This is a genomic window from Halomonas eurihalina (assembly GCF_008274785.1).
In the GTDB taxonomy this organism is placed as follows: Bacteria; Pseudomonadota; Gammaproteobacteria; order Pseudomonadales; family Halomonadaceae; genus Halomonas; species Halomonas eurihalina.
On record NZ_VTPU01000012.1, the window covers coordinates 90,334 to 105,829 of the forward strand.

Sequence of the window (15,496 nt, forward strand, 5' to 3'; positions counted from 1 at the left end):
CCATGAGTGTATGAAACCCATGGGACTCTAACAGGGCCGGACAGGTTCCGCACCCATGCTTCGGATACGGCTCCTTGCCCGGTAACACGGCACAGGCCCGGCGTCAGACGACCATGACAGGGCAGTGGGCCGAGCCGGCGACACGCTGGGCGACACTGCCCAACAGCAGGCTCTTGTCGCCGTTGGTGCCCTGAGCGCCGATCACGACCAGATCGCACTCTCGCTTGCGGGCGAAGCGCACGATAGTGCGCGAGGGGCGCCCGCCCTTTACGAAGGCGCGCACCTTGTCGGCCGGAACGCCCAGTTCGGTGGCGCGGGTCTTGGCCTGGACGGCGATCTCGGTGGCGTAATCCTTGAGGGCGTCGTCCGGGATATCCAGTCTCTCGGGGCGGACCATCGATAGTGAGGCCTCGAGCAGACTATGGTGCTTGAACACGCAGAGAATATAGAGTTCGGCGCCGGTCAACTGTTGCAGGCCGATGCCCTTTTCCAGCGCCTTGACGGCGCCCTTGGAGCCGTCGACCGGCACCATGATCCGATTGAACATCTCACCTTACTCCTTGTTCGGATAAAGCCGAAGCCACTTACCTGAAGGCGAGATCGCGCAGGAACAAGGCGATCTGCGGGAACAGGATCAGTAATGCGGCCGCCAGCACCAGCATGAAGATGAAGGGCGGCGTACCCTTGATCACGTCCAGGTAAGGGCGCTTGAAGATGGCAATGGCGGTGAAGATGTCGCAACCGAAGGGCGGTGTCGCCGAGCCGATGGCTACCTGCAGCGTGATCAGGATACCGACGAGTACCGGGTCGAGGCCGGTCGCCTCGATGGCCGGCGCGAAGACCGGCGTCAGTACCAGGATCACCACGATGGGATCGACGAACATGCAGGCAACGAAGAAGGCGACGCAGATGGCGATCAGCACCCCGGTCGGCCCTGCCTCATTGATGCCCACGGCCTCAAGGATAGCCTGGGGAATCTGGGCGAAGGAGATGATCCACGAGAAGCTGTTGCCGACCGCCACCAGGATGAACACCACGGCGGTGATCAAGCCGGTGGACTTGGCGATGGTGTAGATGTCGTTGATCTTCAGCGAGCGGAAGACCACGAATTCCAGCAGGATCGCATAGAGCACACAGGCCGCTGCCGCTTCGGTCGGGCTGAAGATACCGCCGTAGATACCGCCGATGATGATCACCGGAAAGCCCAGCGGCCACAGGGCCAGGCGCACGGCCGAGAAACGTTCTCCCCAGCTCGCCTTGGGTTCGGTGGGCACGCCACGGACGATGGCATAGATCACGCAGTAGGTAGCGAACATGGCCAGGATCATCAGGCCCGGGCCGATTCCGGCGATGAACAGCTCACCGATGGAGGTGCCGGAGATGATCCCGTAGATGATCATGCCGATGCTGGGCGGGATCAGGAAGGCGATGTCACTGGAGTTGATGATCAGCGCCAGGCTGAAGGAATCCGAATAGCCGGCCTTGAGCATGCGCGGGCGCAGCGGAGAGCCGACCGCCACTACGGTGGCCTGGGTGGAACCGGAGACGGCCCCGAACAACGTGCAGGAAGCTGCCGTACTGACGGCGAGACCGCCCTTTATGTGGCCGATGAAGGCCATCACCATATTGATCAGTCGATTGGCCGACTGACCGCGCGTCATGATATCCGCGGCGAGGATGAACATGGGCACCGCGATCAGCGATGCCGGCCGTATGCCGGCCATCAGTTGCTGGATCAGGGTCTCCATCTGGCCCAGCCCGCCGAACATCATGAAAAACCCGATGATCGCTGCAGTCGCCAGCGGGATCATCATGGGAAAGCCCAGCAACAGCAGGCCGATCATGGTCGCAACCATTATTGTCGTCATCTTGCATTCCCCCGGGCGAGGCGCCCTGCGTCAGACTTCCGTTTCCGTATCCTTGTAACCGTCGACCACCGAGGTCGACAGGTAGACATCGCGCGACGTCAGGTTCTTGATGGCCGTGAACAGGTACTGGATGCCGGTGATCAGAAAGCCCAGTGGCACCCAGACGTAGATGATGAAGATGGGGGCGCCGAGCGCCGGCAGGATGCGCCCCTTGTCGTATAGGTCAAGGACGTAGAGGACCGAGTAGTACATCAGGAAGAACATCACCAGAGAAGTGAACAGCGAGATCACTATCATCAGGGCGCGACGGCCGCCCACCGGCAAGGCATCGTAGATCGCCGACATGCGGATGTGGCGACCATGACGTGCCGCGTAGCCGATGCCCGCGAAGGTGATCATGATGATCAGGATGCGATTGACTTCGCCGGTGAAGAACAGACTCTCGCCGAGCACGAAGCGTCCGATGACATTGGCGACGGTATTGGTGGCCATCAGCAGCACGCCGAGGGCGAGGATGATCGCCTCCAGCTTGCTGATCAGGGTGTCGATGGTGCCCAGTATGCCGGGCAAGCCGGAATGGTAGTGTTTTTCGGCTTCTTCTTCGTCGGTCATGGTCGCGCTCCCCTCAGCAGACACATGGCGAAAATTGGGATGACCCTCTCAGCATGGTAATGGCTGTTAGTGGCGTGCAGATCAACGTTGGGTGAACGCTGGCACTGGCGTCAGCCGAGAAGGTCGGAAACAATTCGGGGGCAGCCTGGCTGCCCCCGATGGATGCGGGTGAAGCGCGTGATCAGCCTTCGTCCTGGCTTTCCCCGCCTTCATCCTTTTGCACGGCCTTGAGATCGGCCTTGAACTGGTCGAGCAGCTCCTGGCCCTGCTCGCCGGTCATTTCGATGAACTTTTCCTCGACCTGGGGAGCGCGTTCCTTGAAGGCCTGGATCTGCTCATCGTTCAGACGAGTGACGGTGACTTCATCGGAGGCGGTCTTGATCTTCTCGAGGGACTCCTCGGACAGGCCCTGGATGTGCTCGATGGTGTGGTCGTAGGCCGCCTCGGAGGCGTCCTGTACCAGCTGCTGGTCTTCTTCGGAGAGACCTTCGTAGAAGTCCTGGTTGGCCATCATGGCGGTGGTGAACCAGCCATGGCTGGTGAAGGTCAGGTGCGGCGAGACCTCGTAGAGGCCGCCGGACTCGATCCAGAAGATCGGGTTTTCCTGACCGTCGATGATGCCGGTCTGCAGGCCACCGTAGACCTCGCCCCAGGGCAGCGGCGTCGGCGTGGCGCCGAAGGCGCTGTAGGTCTCGGCCAGCAGCGGGTTGGTCATGGTGCGGATCTTCTTGTTGTCGAAGTCCTCAGGCGAGGTGATCGGCTCGTCGGCAGTCACCACCATTTCGCCTTCCGGGTACATCTTGAGCAGTTCCAGCCCGTGTTCGGCGTAGAGCTTCGGGAACATCTCGTTGATGGCCTTGCTCTCGTCGAAGAACTCCAGGACGGTGTCCATGTCCGTGGGCATCAGGTAGGGAATGAAGAAGATCTGCGCCGAAGGAATGAGCGAGCCGGTGAAGCCGGGCGACTGGTTGACGAACTGCAGGATGCCGTTCTGGGTCTGCTCCATGATGTCGTCGGACTCACCCAGTTCACCGAAGCGATAGACCTGCACGGTGTGGTCAGAATTATCTTCGACATAACCCTTGAAAGCCTGAGCGAAGACATCCTGAACGTCGCCCTCGTATTCCTCATGGGCATAACGCCAGTTGTCGGAATAGGCGGCGGTGGACATGCCGAGCATCAGGGCGCCGATGCTCGCGGTAGTCAGTAGTTTGTATGCCTTCATTCTTGTGGTTCCTCTGCAGGTTTTGCCGGGAAATCAATGACTCATCGACTGGCGAAAAATCAGAAGTGTCGTTTTCTCACCATTTACGCAGTTGATTTCAGGCTAGCGTGGGGGTCATAAGGGGTCAAGCTGGCTTTGCAGCGTTCCCAAGGCCAAAAGATGTGATTTTTTCTGCAGTTGAGGGCCGAACGGCAAAACTTTTTCCAGGGTCGAGTCGGGGCGGAAAATCTCGAAAAGAGGGACGCGGCCAGTGCCACTGTGGGCTTCCAGGCGAAGCAGGCACTCGCGCTCGGCGTCCAGTTCGGCTTGCTTGATGCGCTGCCGGAGGCTGGCCACGTTCGATCGTTCCCGTGCGGCTGGTTTGAGGCCTCGGCGCAAGCGTCGCAGGGGCGAGATGACATCGTGCTGCCACTGCCGCACATCGGGAGGTGTGGCGCCGGCACGCAGGTTGTATCGGTACAACCAGCAGCGCCACAACAGCTCGGTGACGTCGACACCCGCTTCGTCCTGCAGCGTCAGGCAGGCCTGCTCGATACCGTCGCGAGCATAGAGGTTGAGCGCGAAGTCCCAGAGCGACTCGCCAGCGAGACGTGACCGCAAGTGCGCGGATAATTCGGTAGAATCGTCGTTCATCACGACATGGTGGCCGCCCAAGGCGGTGATCTCACGCAGACGAATGGAGTCCGCATGATCGCATTGCGCCAAGTATCCCTGCAACGCGGCACTCAGAGCCTGCTCGATGCGGCTGACCTGACCCTGCACGCCGGCTACAAGGCCGGCATTGTCGGTGCCAACGGCACGGGCAAGTCGAGCCTGTTCGGGTTGCTGCTGGGCGAGCTGTCGCCGGATCGCGGCGAGCTGGAAATGAGCGGTGGTCAGCGTATCGCCCACATGGCCCAGGAGGTGGAGGCGCTCGAGCGGAGCATCGTCGATTATGTGCTCGATGGCGATCGGGCACTGCGCGACGCCGAGGCGGCCCTGGCCGAGGCCCAGGCGCGGGGCAATGCGCACCGCGAGGCCGAGCTGCACGGTACTATCGAGTCGCTGGACGGTTACAGCGCGCCGGCCCGCGCCGCCCAGTTGCTGGTCGGCCTGGGTTTCGGCCAGGCCGATCTGGATCGCCCCCTGGCGGCCTTCTCCGGGGGATGGCGGATGCGCGTCAATCTGGCGCGTACCTTGTTCACGCCGTCCGATGTGCTGCTGCTCGACGAGCCGACCAACCACCTGGATCTGGATGCCCTGCTGTGGCTCGAACAGTGGCTGTCCCGCTATCCCGGCACCCTGCTGTTGATCTCCCACGATCGCGACTTCCTCGATGCGGTGTGCGACCACATCGTGCATTTCGACCAGCGTTCCCTGGTGCTCTATCGGGGTAACTACACCACCTTCGAGCGTACCCGGGCCGAGAAGCTGGCCCTGCAACAGGCTGAGGCCGCCAAGCAGCAGGCGCGCAAGGCGGAGATCGAGCGCTTCGTGGCGCGCTTTCGCTACAAGGCCACCAAGGCGCGCCAGGCGCAGAGCCGTCTGAAGATGCTCGAGCGCATGGGCGACATCGCCGTGGCGCATGCCGATTCGCCCTTCCACTTCAGCATTCCTGCCGCGGACAAGGTCTCGCATCCCCTGCTCGTGCTGGACGACGCCGCGCTGGGGTATCGCGATGCCACGGGCGAGACGCGACAGCTCGAGGGCGTGAACCTGGCGCTGCAGCCGGGGCAGCGGATCGGCCTGCTGGGTCCCAACGGGGCGGGCAAGTCGACCCTGATCAAGTCGCTGACCACCGAGCTGCCGCTATTGGCCGGGCATCGGGTGGCCGGCGAGCATCTGTCCATCGGCTATTTTGCCCAGCACCAGCTCGAAGGGCTGGACCTGTCGGCCACGCCCTTTCTCCACGTTCAGCGCCTCTCGCCCACGGTGGCCGATGCGGAGATTCGGCGTTTCCTGGGCGGTTTCGGCTTTCATGGCGATGATGTCTTCGCTGAGGTCGAGCGCTTCTCGGGAGGCGAGAAGGCGCGGCTGGCGCTGGCCCTGGTCGCCTGGCAGCGCCCCAATCTGCTGCTGCTGGATGAGCCGACCAACCACCTCGATCTGGAGATGCGCGAGGCCCTGACCGAAGCCCTGGCCAGCTTCGAGGGGGCGGTGATCGTGGTGTCCCACGACCGTCACTTGCTGCGGGCCACGGTGGATGAGTTCTGGCGAGTGGCGGATCACCGCGTGACGCCCTTCGATGGCGACCTGGACGATTATCGCGCCTGGCTCAAGTCGCGGCTGGAGGAGCAGCGTCGCGAGGCTCGTGCCGACAAGGCTGAACGCCAGGGCGATGATGCCGGGTCGAAGGAAGACCGCAAGGCCTCGCGTCGTGCCGCCGCCGAGCTGCGCGACAAGCTGCGACCGCTCAAGCGCGATCGCGACCGGGCGGAGCGTGACATGGAGAAGACCCAGGCGACGCTGGACGAGGTCGAGGCGGCCTTGGGCGATGCCGACCTGTACACCGACGAGGCTCGCAAGGACGAATTGAATGCGCAGCTGGCGCGACGTGGTGAGCTGGCGACGCGTCTCGAGGAGCTCGAGCAGCAATGGCTGGCCGCCGAGGAGGCCCTGGAGCGGCTAGAGGCCGAGCTGCAGGCCTCCTGACCGCTCCTCGATTCAGGTGTTTCAGGAAGAAGGGGGATGGTCGGCTTCACGACGGAGCGGGGCGTCGTCTTCGTGCCGAGCGGGTTTGTCGCGCATCTGTTCGGCGATCGTTTCTCGCTCGCGGCGCTCGTCGTCGAGGCTACGTCGCGGCAGGATCAGGTTCAGGGTGATCGAGACCACGGCCGCCACTACGATGGGCGAGCCGCCCAGCACCAGTTGCAGCATCTGCGGCAGGCCGCCGATGGCGTCCGGCGCGGCATAGATGCCCAGGCTCAGTGCCAGGGCCAGGCTGACGATGGTGATGTTGCGCGATGACAGCTCGTCACGGATCAGCAACTGGATGCCAGTCATGGTGATCATGCCGAAGACGGTGATGGTGGAGCCGCCCAGCACCGGGTAGGGAATGGTGGTCATCAGGGCGCCGAACTTGGGCATCAGGCCGGCCAGCAGGATGAAGACGGCGGCGAGGGCGAGCACCGTGCGGCTGATCACCTTGGTCATCGCCACAATGCCGACGTTCTGGCTGAACGAGGCGGTCGGCAGGGCACCGAACACCGAACCCACGGCGGTGCACAGGCCGTTGCCGAGCAGCCCGCCGGCGAGCTCCTTGCGATCCAGTTCGCGGTCCATGCCGCCCACGGTGGTGGCCGAGAGGTCGCCGATGGTCTGTACCGAGTTGATCACGCAGATGATCACCATGGAGAGAATGGCTGCCGGGTGGAAGGCCAGTTCGAAGGGCAGCAGCGTCGGCGCGCTGAACCAGCTGGCCTCGCGGACCGGGGAAAAGTCGACCATGCCCATCGCTAATGCCAGGACATAGCCCACCAGAATGCCGCAGATGATCGCTGACAGCTTGAGAAAGCCGCGGGCGAACTGCGAAACGACCAGCACCACTGCCAGGGTGAGAAGCGCGATCAGCCATTGGCGTGGCTCGCCGAAGCCGGCTTGGCCCATGCCCCCCGCCATGTAGTTGATGGCAATATCATAAAGCGACAGACCGATCACCAGGACCACGGTGCCGGCCACGACCGGCGGAAAGAAGTGGCGGATGCGCTGAATGAACAGCCCCACCAGGATCATGGCCCCGCCACCGATGATCTGGGCACCAAGGATACCTTCCAGGCCGTACTGGGCGCCCACCGCTGTCAGGGTCGGTACATAGGCGAAGCCGACGCCGAAGATGGTTGGCAGCCGGGCGCCGAAGCGGCGGATGCCGTAGAGCTGCAGCAGTGTCGAGACCCCGGAGGCGAGCAGCGAGATCTGGATCAGCAGCATCTTTTCCTCGAGGGTCGCCCCCACGGTGCCGGCGACGATGATGGGGACGGTGACCGTGCCCATGATCATCGCCAGGATATGCTGCAGGGAAAGTGGCAGGGCGCGAGTCAGGGGAGGATGTCCCCGGAACTCGAAGACGGAAGTGCTGCGGCCGGAATCTGTCATGAGGACAATCACCACTTGTTATTGTACACAATTCATCTCGAGCCATTGTCCACTTTGTGCAATATATTTCCATAAAATATGTATACAACTATCGGAGGGGGCTATATAGAAGAGCCGCCCACCGGGCGTTTCTGTGGTGAGAGAACTTGAGGCGGGAGAACTTGAGGTGAGAGAAACTCGAGGTGACCGCAACACGAGATAGCATGTGACGGAAAGGGCAACCCGGAAGGCGCCACCAAGCGCTCTCGAACGGCCCGCTCGGTGGTTGCAGATGCTTGACGGATGGTGGTGCCGGAAGGGTCAGTGACTCTCGAGCAGGAAGGTCACGGGGCCATCGTTGACCAGCGACACCTGCATATTGGCGCCGAAGCGTCCGGTGGCCACGCGGGGCCAGGCGTTGCGGGCCTGTTCGACGAGGTAGTTGAAGAGACGCTCGCCGTCGTCCGGTGGTGCGGCACTGGAAAAGCCGGGGCGCAGCCCCTTGCGGGTGTCGGCGGCAAGCGTGAATTGCGAAATCAGTAACAGGCCGCCGTCGGCCTGCTGCAGGTTGTGGTTCATGCGGCCCATTGCGTCGGCGAAGACGCGATAATGCAGCAGCTTGTGCAGGAGCCGTTCGGCCCGGGCCTCGTTGTCTTCCCGCTCCACGCCGATCAAGGCCAGCAGGCCGTGCTCGATGGCGCCGACACACTCATCGTCGACGCTGACACTGGCCTGGCTGACACGCTGGATCAAGGCTTTCATGGGAGGCACTCCGAGCGGCTGTGGTGAATCGCCCGCAGCGTAGCATGGCCTCATTTCCTTGGCCTAGCGAGCGTCCACAGCCCGTTATTCGGGGCTTACCAGAAACGGCTCACCAGGAACGGCACAGCATGATATCGCAGTGGGGTTCGGCCAGCAGATGCTCGGTAATCTGGCTGTGACGACCCAGTTGGCCGCGGCTGCCCAGCGCCAGCAGATCCGGGGGCTGGCGTCGCAGCTGCGTCATCAGCACGTCCAGTGGCTCGCCCTGTTGCAGTTCGAGGCTGAGTTCCGGCACGTCGTCGAGCTCGGCCATCAGCTGTTCGGTTTCCTGCTCCAGGTGGCGTCTGAGCCGTTCGACCTCGCGGTCTCGCCAGCGTGCATAGCCGGTACCGGAGCCAAGCTCCCGTTCTCCGGGAATGTTCCAGGCGTGCAGCAGTGTCAGGCGCCCCTCGGGGAAGCGCTTGAGGGTCTCGCGCAGGGTATGCCGCGAGGTCAGCGAGAAGTCCACCGGGACAAGGATGTCGTACCAGTCGTGATTGGCAGGCTGGCTGACGGAAAGCACCGGGCAGGGCGCGCTGCGCAGGACCCTGGCCAGGGTGGTGCCGTGCACGAGGTCGGGCTGGCCGCGCTTGCGGTGGGCACCGAGAATGATCATGTCCGCCTCGCGCTCATGGGCCTCGCGAATGATCTCGGCATAGGGCTCGCCGGTCACGGTCTGGATCAGGCTGGTCGGCTCGGCCAGGGCATAGTCCTCGCGGATATCGGTGAGGGTCGTTCCGATATCCGTCACCACGGCTTCTTCCAGGTCGTGCAGTACTCGCCTCGGCAGGTAGGGATCGAGCACGTGGACGATATCGAGTCGCGCGCCACTTTCGCCGGCCAGGCGAATGGCCCTGGCGAAGGCTGCACGGTTCTCGGCGGAGAGGTCGCAGGCGAACAGCAGGGTGCGGGTCATGGCACAGCCCTCTTGATGCCGGGAGAGACCTTCAGGATGGGTGGCACCGGCGTCCTGTGCAAGTGACAGGCGTTACCACCAGGCGTGGAAGTGGTGTACCGGGCCTCGACCGTGACCTACCGAGAGGCGATGGCTGGCGTCCAGGGCGCGGTGCAACCATTGCTTGGCCGTGCCGATGGCATCGACGATCTCGGCGTGGCCGGCGTCCTCCGGCAGGTGCGCCAGGTGTGCGGTGATGGCGGAGGAGAGCGCGCAGCCAGTGCCGTGCAGGTTGTCGGTGTCGATGCGCGGGGCTGGCAGCCAGGCGCTGTCGGTGGGCGTGGCCAGCAGGTCGGGGCAGGCTTCGCCTGGCAGATGTCCACCCTTGAGCAGCACATAGGGCGCCGACAGCGCCTGCAGGCCGGGCAGCATGGCTTCCATGGCATCGGGGCTGCGGGGTGCTTCGGTGTCGAGCAGCACGGCGGCTTCCGGCAGGTTGGGTGTGATCACGTCGGCCAGTGGTACCAGAATGTCGCGCACCGCGGCGATGCCGGCGTTGTCCACCAGCACGTCGCCACTCTTGGCGACCATCACCGGGTCGAGCACGATCCAGCGCGGGCGGTGGCGGCTTAGTGCCTCGCCGATCGTCTCGGCCACCTCGCGGCTGGCCACCATGCCTATCTTCACGGCGTCGATGTGTACATCGTCGAGCAGGTTGTCCAGTTGCTCGCGAATTGCCTCGGCGGACACGGGGTGCACATGCGCCACCCCCTGGGTGTTCTGGGCGATCACCGCGGTAATGACGTTGGTGGCATAGGTACCCAGGGAGGAGAGCGTCTTGAGGTCGCCCTGCAGGCCGGCACCACCGGAGGGGTCGGAGCCGGCGATGGTCAGGGTGTGAGGTATGGTATTCGAGGCTGGCATGGTCGCATCATCTTGTCGTCGTGCTGTCATGAATCGCCGGAGGCGGCGTTCAGCATACTGCAAGAGGACGGGGCCGGCCATGCCGACGCAGCGGGCCACCCGAAGGTGGCCCGTAGGGTCGTTACTGAGTGGTGTCGCCGTCGGGGTTGCGGGCGTTGTAGTAGGCCTGCTCGGAGATGGCGTGGTAGTTCACCACCTTGTCCTGGAAGGCGCGGTAGGAATCGTAGATCTTGCTTGCCATGTCGCTGGACTCGGCCAGCTCGGCGACCACGTCGGCGGAGATTTCCTTGGCCTCGGCCAGCACGTCGTCAGGTAGGCGGCGCAGTTCGACGTCATGCTCGTTGATCAGTGTCTGCAGGGCGTCGTTGTTGCGCGCCGTGTACTCGTCGAGCACGTCCTGGTTCACGTCGCGCACCGCGGTGCGCAAAATCGCTTGCAGGTCCGCCGGCAGCGAGGCCATGGCCTCCTCGTTGACGATGGCCTCGAACATCACCGTCGGCTCATGCCAGCCCGGGTAGTAGTAATAGTCGGCGGCCTGATGCAGGCCGAAGGCCAGGTCATTGTAGGGGCCGATCCACTCGGTGGCGTCGATGGCACCGGATTGCAGCGAGGTGAAGATCTCGCCGCCGGGCATGTTGACGATGGCCACGCCCATGCGGCTCATGACCTCACCGCCCAGGCCCGGCATGCGCATCTTCAGGCCGTCCAGGTCGTCGACCGAGTTGATCTCTTTGTTGTACCAGCCGCCCATCTGCACCCCGGAGGCGCCGGCGGCCATGACATCGATCCCGAAGTCATCGTACAGCTCGTTCCACAGCTCCAGGCCGTCGCCGTAGTGCAGCCAGGCGTTCATCTCCTGGGCATTCATGCCGAAGGGCACGGCGGCGAAGAACTGGGCGGCCGGCGCCTTGCCTTTCCAGTAGTAGGAGGCGGAATGGCCGATTTCGGCGGTACCCTCGGAGACAGCATCGAAGACCTCGAAACCGGGCACCAGTTGGCCGGCGCCGAACACTTCGATTTGCAGCCGGCCGTCGGACATTTCCTCGACCAGCTTGGCGAGGCGCTCGGGGCCCTGGCCGACGCCGGGAAAGTTCTTCGGCCAGGAGGTCACCAGCTTCCACTCGAAGGTTTCCTGAGCCTGGGTGGTGCCGGCGGCCAGGCTAAGTCCAATGCCGGCCATGGCCATGGCGAGTACTTTCGGTTGCATACGAGTCGCTCCCATTATTGGTGTTGTTCGCCTTGCGGAGAGGCCCTCATGGGCCATTGTCATGGCAGGGCGTACCCTGCCGTATCGTTGAAACCTGCCCGGGATGCTTTTATCCGGAACACTCTTGCCCGGGACACTCTTGCCCGGGACACTATAGCCGGCCCCGAGCGTTGGACCGGCGATGACTTATTCACGCTCGGTCCCGTCGATGGCTCAGAACTGATCGGGCAGCCAGGTGGCCAGCTCCGGGAACAGGGCCAGGGCCAGCAGCATGCCCAACTGGATCAGGATGAAGGGAATGACGCCTCGGTAGATGGATGAGGTCGTCACCGAGTCCGGTGCCACGCCGCGCAGGTAGAAGAGCGCGAAGCCGAAGGGCGGCGTGAGGAACGAGGTTTGCAGGTTGATGGCGATCATGATGCCCAGCCAGATCGGGTCCAGGCCCATGGCCAGCAGGATCGGGCCGACGATCGGCACGACCACGAAGGTGATCTCGATGAAGTCGAGGATGAAGCCGAGCAGGAAGATCACCAGCATGACGACCAGTGTTGCGCCGACCACCCCGCCGGGCATGTTCTCGAACAGATGCGTCACCAGTTCCTCGCCGCCGTAGGCGCGAAATACCAGCGAGAACAGGGCCGCACCGATCAGGATCAGAAAGACCATGGTGGTGACGTTGGCAGTGGAGCGCAGTACGTCCCGGAGAGTGGCGAGATCCAGGCGACGATAGGCCAGGGCCATCATCAGGGCGCCGAAGGCCCCGACCGCCGAGGCCTCGGTCGGCGTGGCAAAGCCGCCGAGGATCGAGCCGAGCACCACCACGATCAGTACGATGGGCGGCACCAGCCCTTTCAGCAACAGCCATCCCAGGCCACTGTCGTGGCCGAGTTCTTCCATCAGCTCCTGGCGGTCGGCGGCCGGTGCGGTGCTGGGCTTGAGCCAGGCGATGACGGTGACATAGACGATATACAGCACGACCAGGATCAGGCCCGGCACCAGGGCTCCCATGAACAGGTCGCCCACCGATACCGTCTTGGGGCTGAAGATGCCCATGGAAAGCTGGGCCTGTTGATAGGCCGAGGACAGCACGTCGCCGAGCAGGACCAGGGCGATGGAGGGCGGGATGATTTGCCCCAGGGTGCCGGTGGCGCAGATGGTGCCGGTGGCCAGTGACGGACTGTAGTGTCGCTTGAGCATGGTCGGTAGCGACATCAGGCCCATGGTCACCACGGTGGCACCGACGATGCCGGTGGAGGCCGCCAGCAGCATGCCGACCAGCGTCACCGAGATACCGAGCCCCCCGCGCAGCGAACCGAACAGCAGTGCCATGGCGTCGAGCAGCGTTTCGGCGACCTTGGATTTCTCCAGCAGCACGCCCATCAGCACGAAAAGCGGCACCGCCAACAGGGTCTGATTGGACATGATGCCGTAGAGGCGGTTGGGGAAGGCGGACAGATAGCCACCATCGAAATTGGCATCGATACCCAGCGACTCGAGCCCGAAGCCCATGCCGGCGAAAGCCAGGGCGGTACCGGCCAGGGACAGCGCGACCGGATAGCCGAACATCAGCACGATGCAGATCACCGCGAACAGCACCAGTGGCATGAATTCCATCATCACAGGTGCTCCTCGTGGTGGTTCGGCGCGTCAGCTTCGGGGTCGAGTCGTCCCGTCAGGGTGAGGACATTGCGGCCAGCTTCCACCAGCCCTTGCAGGATCATCAGGGCGGCGAACAGCGGGATCAGCGTCTTGAGCAGGAAGACGCCGGGAATGCCGCCGGAATCGGGTGAGCCCTCGAGAATCGCCCAGGACTTGCCCACATAGCCTAGGCTGACCAGGATCACGAAGATCATTACCGGCATCAGCAACAGCAGGGTGCCGAGCAGATCGACCAACGCCTTGCCTCGGGCCGACATGCCTCGGTAGAAGATATCCACCCGCACATGACCGTCATGGCGCAGGGTGTAGGATGCGGCGAGCATGAATACCGTGGCATGCAGATACATCACCGATTCCTGCATGGGAATGCTGTTGATGCTGAAGGCATAACGCAGTACCACGATCAGGAACTGGATCAGCATCATGGCCAGGATCAGCCAGGACAGGCTCCTGCCGAGCCATTCGGAGAGGTGGTCTAGCCGGGCGAGGAGGCGCGGCAACTCGCTGGTTTGGGACATGGGATTCTCGCTGGGCAGCCATGGGCGTTGCAGTGGCGCGTTGCGCCGGCGCAGTCAACGGTGACTATACGGGAAAGGGCGAGATTCTGTCAGGCGAGTCGGCTCAACATTGGTCGTACACGTGGTCTAACAATCATCTGTGGCTCGACGACGTGTCGGGGCAAGGCTCAAGCCGGCGTGTCGTGGCCCAGCAGGGTTTCGCGGCAGGCATCCGGTACCCGAATATCGATCGCCACCGGCAGGTGGTCGGAGAACAGGTGCTCGAGTACTTCGACGCGGTCGGCCTGCAGGGAGTCGGACAGCAGGATGTGGTCCAGGGCGCGACGCGGCTGCCAGGATGGGTAGCTGAGCGGTGGGCGGACCGGATGCAGCGGCAATGAATTGCGGAAGCGCTCATGGGCGTGCAACTGGTCCGGTGTGCAGTTGAGATCCCCCATCACCACCACGTGGCGCAATGGCTGGACCAGCTCGCTGAGATAGTCGAGCTGGCGCACTCGGGCGCGGTGGCTCAAGGCCAGATGCGCGACGAACAGGTGCAGAGCATCCGGGCCGTCGCCGAAGCGCGCATGGATGGCGCCCCGGCCGGGCATTGGGCCGGGCAGGCTGTGCTCTTCGATGCTGCGGGGCGCAAGCTTCGAGAGTAGGCCATTGCTGTGCTGAGCGAGTTGGCCCAGGTTGCGGTTGAGCTGCTGGAAGTGGTGGGGAAAGCCAGCGTGACTGGCCAGGTACTCGATCTGATTGACCCGGCTCGAGCGGAAGCTGCCGCCGTCGACCTCTTGCAGACCGACGACGTCGAAGCGACTCAGCACCTCGCCGATCATATCAAGGCGCTTGAGGCGCTGCGGGTGGGGCAGCAGGTGCTGCCAGCTCCGCGTGAGATAATGATGATAGGCCGAGGTCTGGATGCCTACCTGGAGGTTGAAGGTCAGCAGCTTGAGATGGCCATCCTCCAGGGTCGGCCACCGCGCCTCGGCCAGGGATGAGCCCATCTCAGTTCGCTCGCTCCTCGCGCACCTTGTCCACCAGGTCGCCGGCGATCCGGGTCATGTTATCGAGGCTGCCGGCGCTGCTCGGTGTTACCACGTAACGGCCATCGACGACGAGGGCGGGCACGCCCATCAGCTTCATGTTGCGCATGCGGGCGTGGGCCTGGTTGACCTGACTCTTCACGCCGAAGGAGTCCAGGGCCTCCAGGGCATCATCCTCGCTGACGCCGTAATCGCTGAAGAAGGACGCGATCTCGTCGGGGTCGGTCAACTGGCGCCCCTGCTCATGGATGGCATCGAAGAAGTCGCTATGCAGGTCTTGCTGGATGCCCAGCTCCTTGGCGGCATAGAAGGCAGCGGCATGCTTGTTCCAGGCACCGCCCATGGTCGCCGGCATGCGCTCGAAGACGACATCGTCGGGCAGTCCATCGACCCAGGCATTGAGCGTGTCTTCCAGGTCATAGCAGTGCGGGCAGCCGTACCAGAACGCCTCGGTGACCTCGATCTTGCCGTCTTCGACATGGGTCTTCACCGGCTCGTCGAGGGTGCTGTAATGCTGGCCTTCCACCAGAGGGGCGGCTATGGCCATGGTAGACAGGCCGAGGCCCGCCAGGGCGACCATCAGGGGCTTGAGCATGATGCGAATCTCTCCTTGCGTGATTCGGATTCCGAGGGGAGCCACCAGTGTGGCATCGACGGATTGGAGTGCAATGCAGCGCGGGGGTTCCCTGTGAGCCGCTGTCGAGGCGGC

At 63.5% G+C, this 15,496-nt stretch carries 15 protein-coding genes; 1 reads left to right on the top strand and 14 read right to left on the bottom strand.

From position 1 onward, the window contains the following. Positions 1-103: 103 nt before the first annotated feature. From FZZ93_RS12860 to FZZ93_RS12880, 5 genes are all read right to left on the bottom strand, one after another. Positions 104-547, bottom strand: coding sequence for a universal stress protein (locus FZZ93_RS12860; protein ID WP_149322719.1), 444 nt, complete (start codon positions 545-547; stop codon positions 104-106). Between the two features lie 37 nt (positions 548-584). Continuing rightward, the gene (locus tag FZZ93_RS12865) at positions 585-1,868 is read right to left on the bottom strand and encodes a TRAP transporter large permease (RefSeq protein ID WP_149322720.1); all 1,284 of its coding nucleotides are present in this window, start codon (positions 1,866-1,868) and stop codon (positions 585-587) included. 30 nt (positions 1,869-1,898) lie between these two features. Continuing rightward, positions 1,899-2,480, bottom strand: coding sequence for a TRAP transporter small permease (locus tag FZZ93_RS12870; protein WP_149322721.1), 582 nt, complete (start codon positions 2,478-2,480; stop codon positions 1,899-1,901). 181 nt (positions 2,481-2,661) lie between these two features. Then, entirely contained in the window at positions 2,662-3,705 is a 1,044-nt protein-coding gene (locus tag FZZ93_RS12875; protein WP_149322722.1) for a TRAP transporter substrate-binding protein, read from the bottom strand. Between the two features lie 114 nt (positions 3,706-3,819). Continuing rightward, on the bottom strand, positions 3,820-4,338 hold the full coding sequence (locus tag FZZ93_RS12880) for a TIGR02444 family protein (protein ID WP_246146219.1): 519 nt from the start codon (positions 4,336-4,338) through the stop codon (positions 3,820-3,822). A 54-nt stretch (positions 4,339-4,392) separates the two neighbouring features. On the opposite strand from FZZ93_RS12880, the gene FZZ93_RS12885 reads away from it, so the two are divergent. Continuing rightward, positions 4,393-6,336 carry an ATP-binding cassette domain-containing protein gene (locus FZZ93_RS12885; RefSeq protein WP_149322724.1) on the top strand — a complete coding sequence of 648 codons (1,944 nt, stop codon included), beginning with the start codon at positions 4,393-4,395 and terminating at the stop codon, positions 6,334-6,336. Positions 6,337-6,357: 21 nt separating this feature from the next. Here the strand turns inward: FZZ93_RS12885 and FZZ93_RS12890 are convergent, their stop codons facing one another. The 9 genes from FZZ93_RS12890 to FZZ93_RS12930 all read right to left on the bottom strand — a co-directional run bounded on the left by FZZ93_RS12890 (position 6,358) and on the right by FZZ93_RS12930 (position 15,382). After that, positions 6,358-7,776, bottom strand: coding sequence for a uracil-xanthine permease family protein (locus tag FZZ93_RS12890; RefSeq protein ID WP_149322725.1), 1,419 nt, complete (start codon positions 7,774-7,776; stop codon positions 6,358-6,360). Positions 7,777-8,076: 300 nt separating this feature from the next. Then, positions 8,077-8,517 (bottom strand): D-aminoacyl-tRNA deacylase, encoded by a 441-nt coding sequence (gene dtd, locus FZZ93_RS12895; protein WP_149322726.1) that lies wholly within the window; start codon positions 8,515-8,517, stop codon positions 8,077-8,079. Between the two features lie 109 nt (positions 8,518-8,626). Then, on the bottom strand, positions 8,627-9,472 hold the full coding sequence (locus tag FZZ93_RS12900; RefSeq protein ID WP_149322727.1) for a universal stress protein: 846 nt from the start codon (positions 9,470-9,472) through the stop codon (positions 8,627-8,629). 72 nt (positions 9,473-9,544) lie between these two features. Beyond that, on the bottom strand, positions 9,545-10,375 hold the full coding sequence (gene thiD / locus FZZ93_RS12905) for a bifunctional hydroxymethylpyrimidine kinase/phosphomethylpyrimidine kinase (RefSeq protein ID WP_149322728.1): 831 nt from the start codon (positions 10,373-10,375) through the stop codon (positions 9,545-9,547). Between the two features lie 121 nt (positions 10,376-10,496). Next, positions 10,497-11,561, bottom strand: a complete 1,065-nt coding sequence (locus FZZ93_RS12910; RefSeq protein ID WP_407650279.1) for a TRAP transporter substrate-binding protein — start codon at positions 11,559-11,561, stop codon at positions 10,497-10,499. Between the two features lie 234 nt (positions 11,562-11,795). Beyond that, positions 11,796-13,199, bottom strand: a complete 1,404-nt coding sequence (locus FZZ93_RS12915) for a TRAP transporter large permease (RefSeq protein WP_149322730.1) — start codon at positions 13,197-13,199, stop codon at positions 11,796-11,798. After that, positions 13,199-13,759, bottom strand: coding sequence for a TRAP transporter small permease subunit (locus FZZ93_RS12920; RefSeq protein WP_149322731.1), 561 nt, complete (start codon positions 13,757-13,759; stop codon positions 13,199-13,201). The genes FZZ93_RS12915 and FZZ93_RS12920 overlap by 1 nt, the downstream gene beginning before the upstream one ends. Before the next feature lie 167 nt (positions 13,760-13,926). Continuing rightward, on the bottom strand, positions 13,927-14,748 hold the full coding sequence (locus FZZ93_RS12925; protein WP_149322732.1) for an endonuclease/exonuclease/phosphatase family protein: 822 nt from the start codon (positions 14,746-14,748) through the stop codon (positions 13,927-13,929). 1 nt (position 14,749) lies between these two features. Continuing rightward, positions 14,750-15,382, bottom strand: coding sequence for a thiol:disulfide interchange protein DsbA/DsbL (locus FZZ93_RS12930; RefSeq protein WP_149322733.1), 633 nt, complete (start codon positions 15,380-15,382; stop codon positions 14,750-14,752). Positions 15,383-15,496: the final 114 nt, after the last annotated feature.

What these genes read in the sequence shown, in the direction of transcription:
- FZZ93_RS12860 (WP_149322719.1), bottom strand. Translation starts at nt 547, where the DNA reads ATGTTCAATCGGATCATGGTGCCGGTCGACGGCTCCAAGGGCGCCGTC.
- FZZ93_RS12865 (WP_149322720.1), bottom strand. Translation starts at nt 1,868, where the DNA reads ATGACGACAATAATGGTTGCGACCATGATCGGCCTGCTGTTGCTGGGC.
- FZZ93_RS12870 (WP_149322721.1), bottom strand. Translation starts at nt 2,480, where the DNA reads ATGACCGACGAAGAAGAAGCCGAAAAACACTACCATTCCGGCTTGCCC.
- FZZ93_RS12875 (WP_149322722.1), bottom strand. Translation starts at nt 3,705, where the DNA reads ATGAAGGCATACAAACTACTGACTACCGCGAGCATCGGCGCCCTGATG.
- FZZ93_RS12880 (WP_246146219.1), bottom strand. Translation starts at nt 4,338, where the DNA reads ATGAACGACGATTCTACCGAATTATCCGCGCACTTGCGGTCACGTCTC.
- FZZ93_RS12885 (WP_149322724.1), top strand. Translation starts at nt 4,393, where the DNA reads ATGATCGCATTGCGCCAAGTATCCCTGCAACGCGGCACTCAGAGCCTG.
- FZZ93_RS12890 (WP_149322725.1), bottom strand. Translation starts at nt 7,776, where the DNA reads ATGACAGATTCCGGCCGCAGCACTTCCGTCTTCGAGTTCCGGGGACAT.
- dtd (WP_149322726.1), bottom strand. Translation starts at nt 8,517, where the DNA reads ATGAAAGCCTTGATCCAGCGTGTCAGCCAGGCCAGTGTCAGCGTCGAC.
- FZZ93_RS12900 (WP_149322727.1), bottom strand. Translation starts at nt 9,472, where the DNA reads ATGACCCGCACCCTGCTGTTCGCCTGCGACCTCTCCGCCGAGAACCGT.
- thiD (WP_149322728.1), bottom strand. Translation starts at nt 10,375, where the DNA reads ATGCCAGCCTCGAATACCATACCTCACACCCTGACCATCGCCGGCTCC.
- FZZ93_RS12910 (WP_407650279.1), bottom strand. Translation starts at nt 11,561, where the DNA reads ATGGCCATGGCCGGCATTGGACTTAGCCTGGCCGCCGGCACCACCCAG.
- FZZ93_RS12915 (WP_149322730.1), bottom strand. Translation starts at nt 13,199, where the DNA reads ATGATGGAATTCATGCCACTGGTGCTGTTCGCGGTGATCTGCATCGTG.
- FZZ93_RS12920 (WP_149322731.1), bottom strand. Translation starts at nt 13,759, where the DNA reads ATGTCCCAAACCAGCGAGTTGCCGCGCCTCCTCGCCCGGCTAGACCAC.
- FZZ93_RS12925 (WP_149322732.1), bottom strand. Translation starts at nt 14,748, where the DNA reads ATGGGCTCATCCCTGGCCGAGGCGCGGTGGCCGACCCTGGAGGATGGC.
- FZZ93_RS12930 (WP_149322733.1), bottom strand. Translation starts at nt 15,382, where the DNA reads ATGCTCAAGCCCCTGATGGTCGCCCTGGCGGGCCTCGGCCTGTCTACC.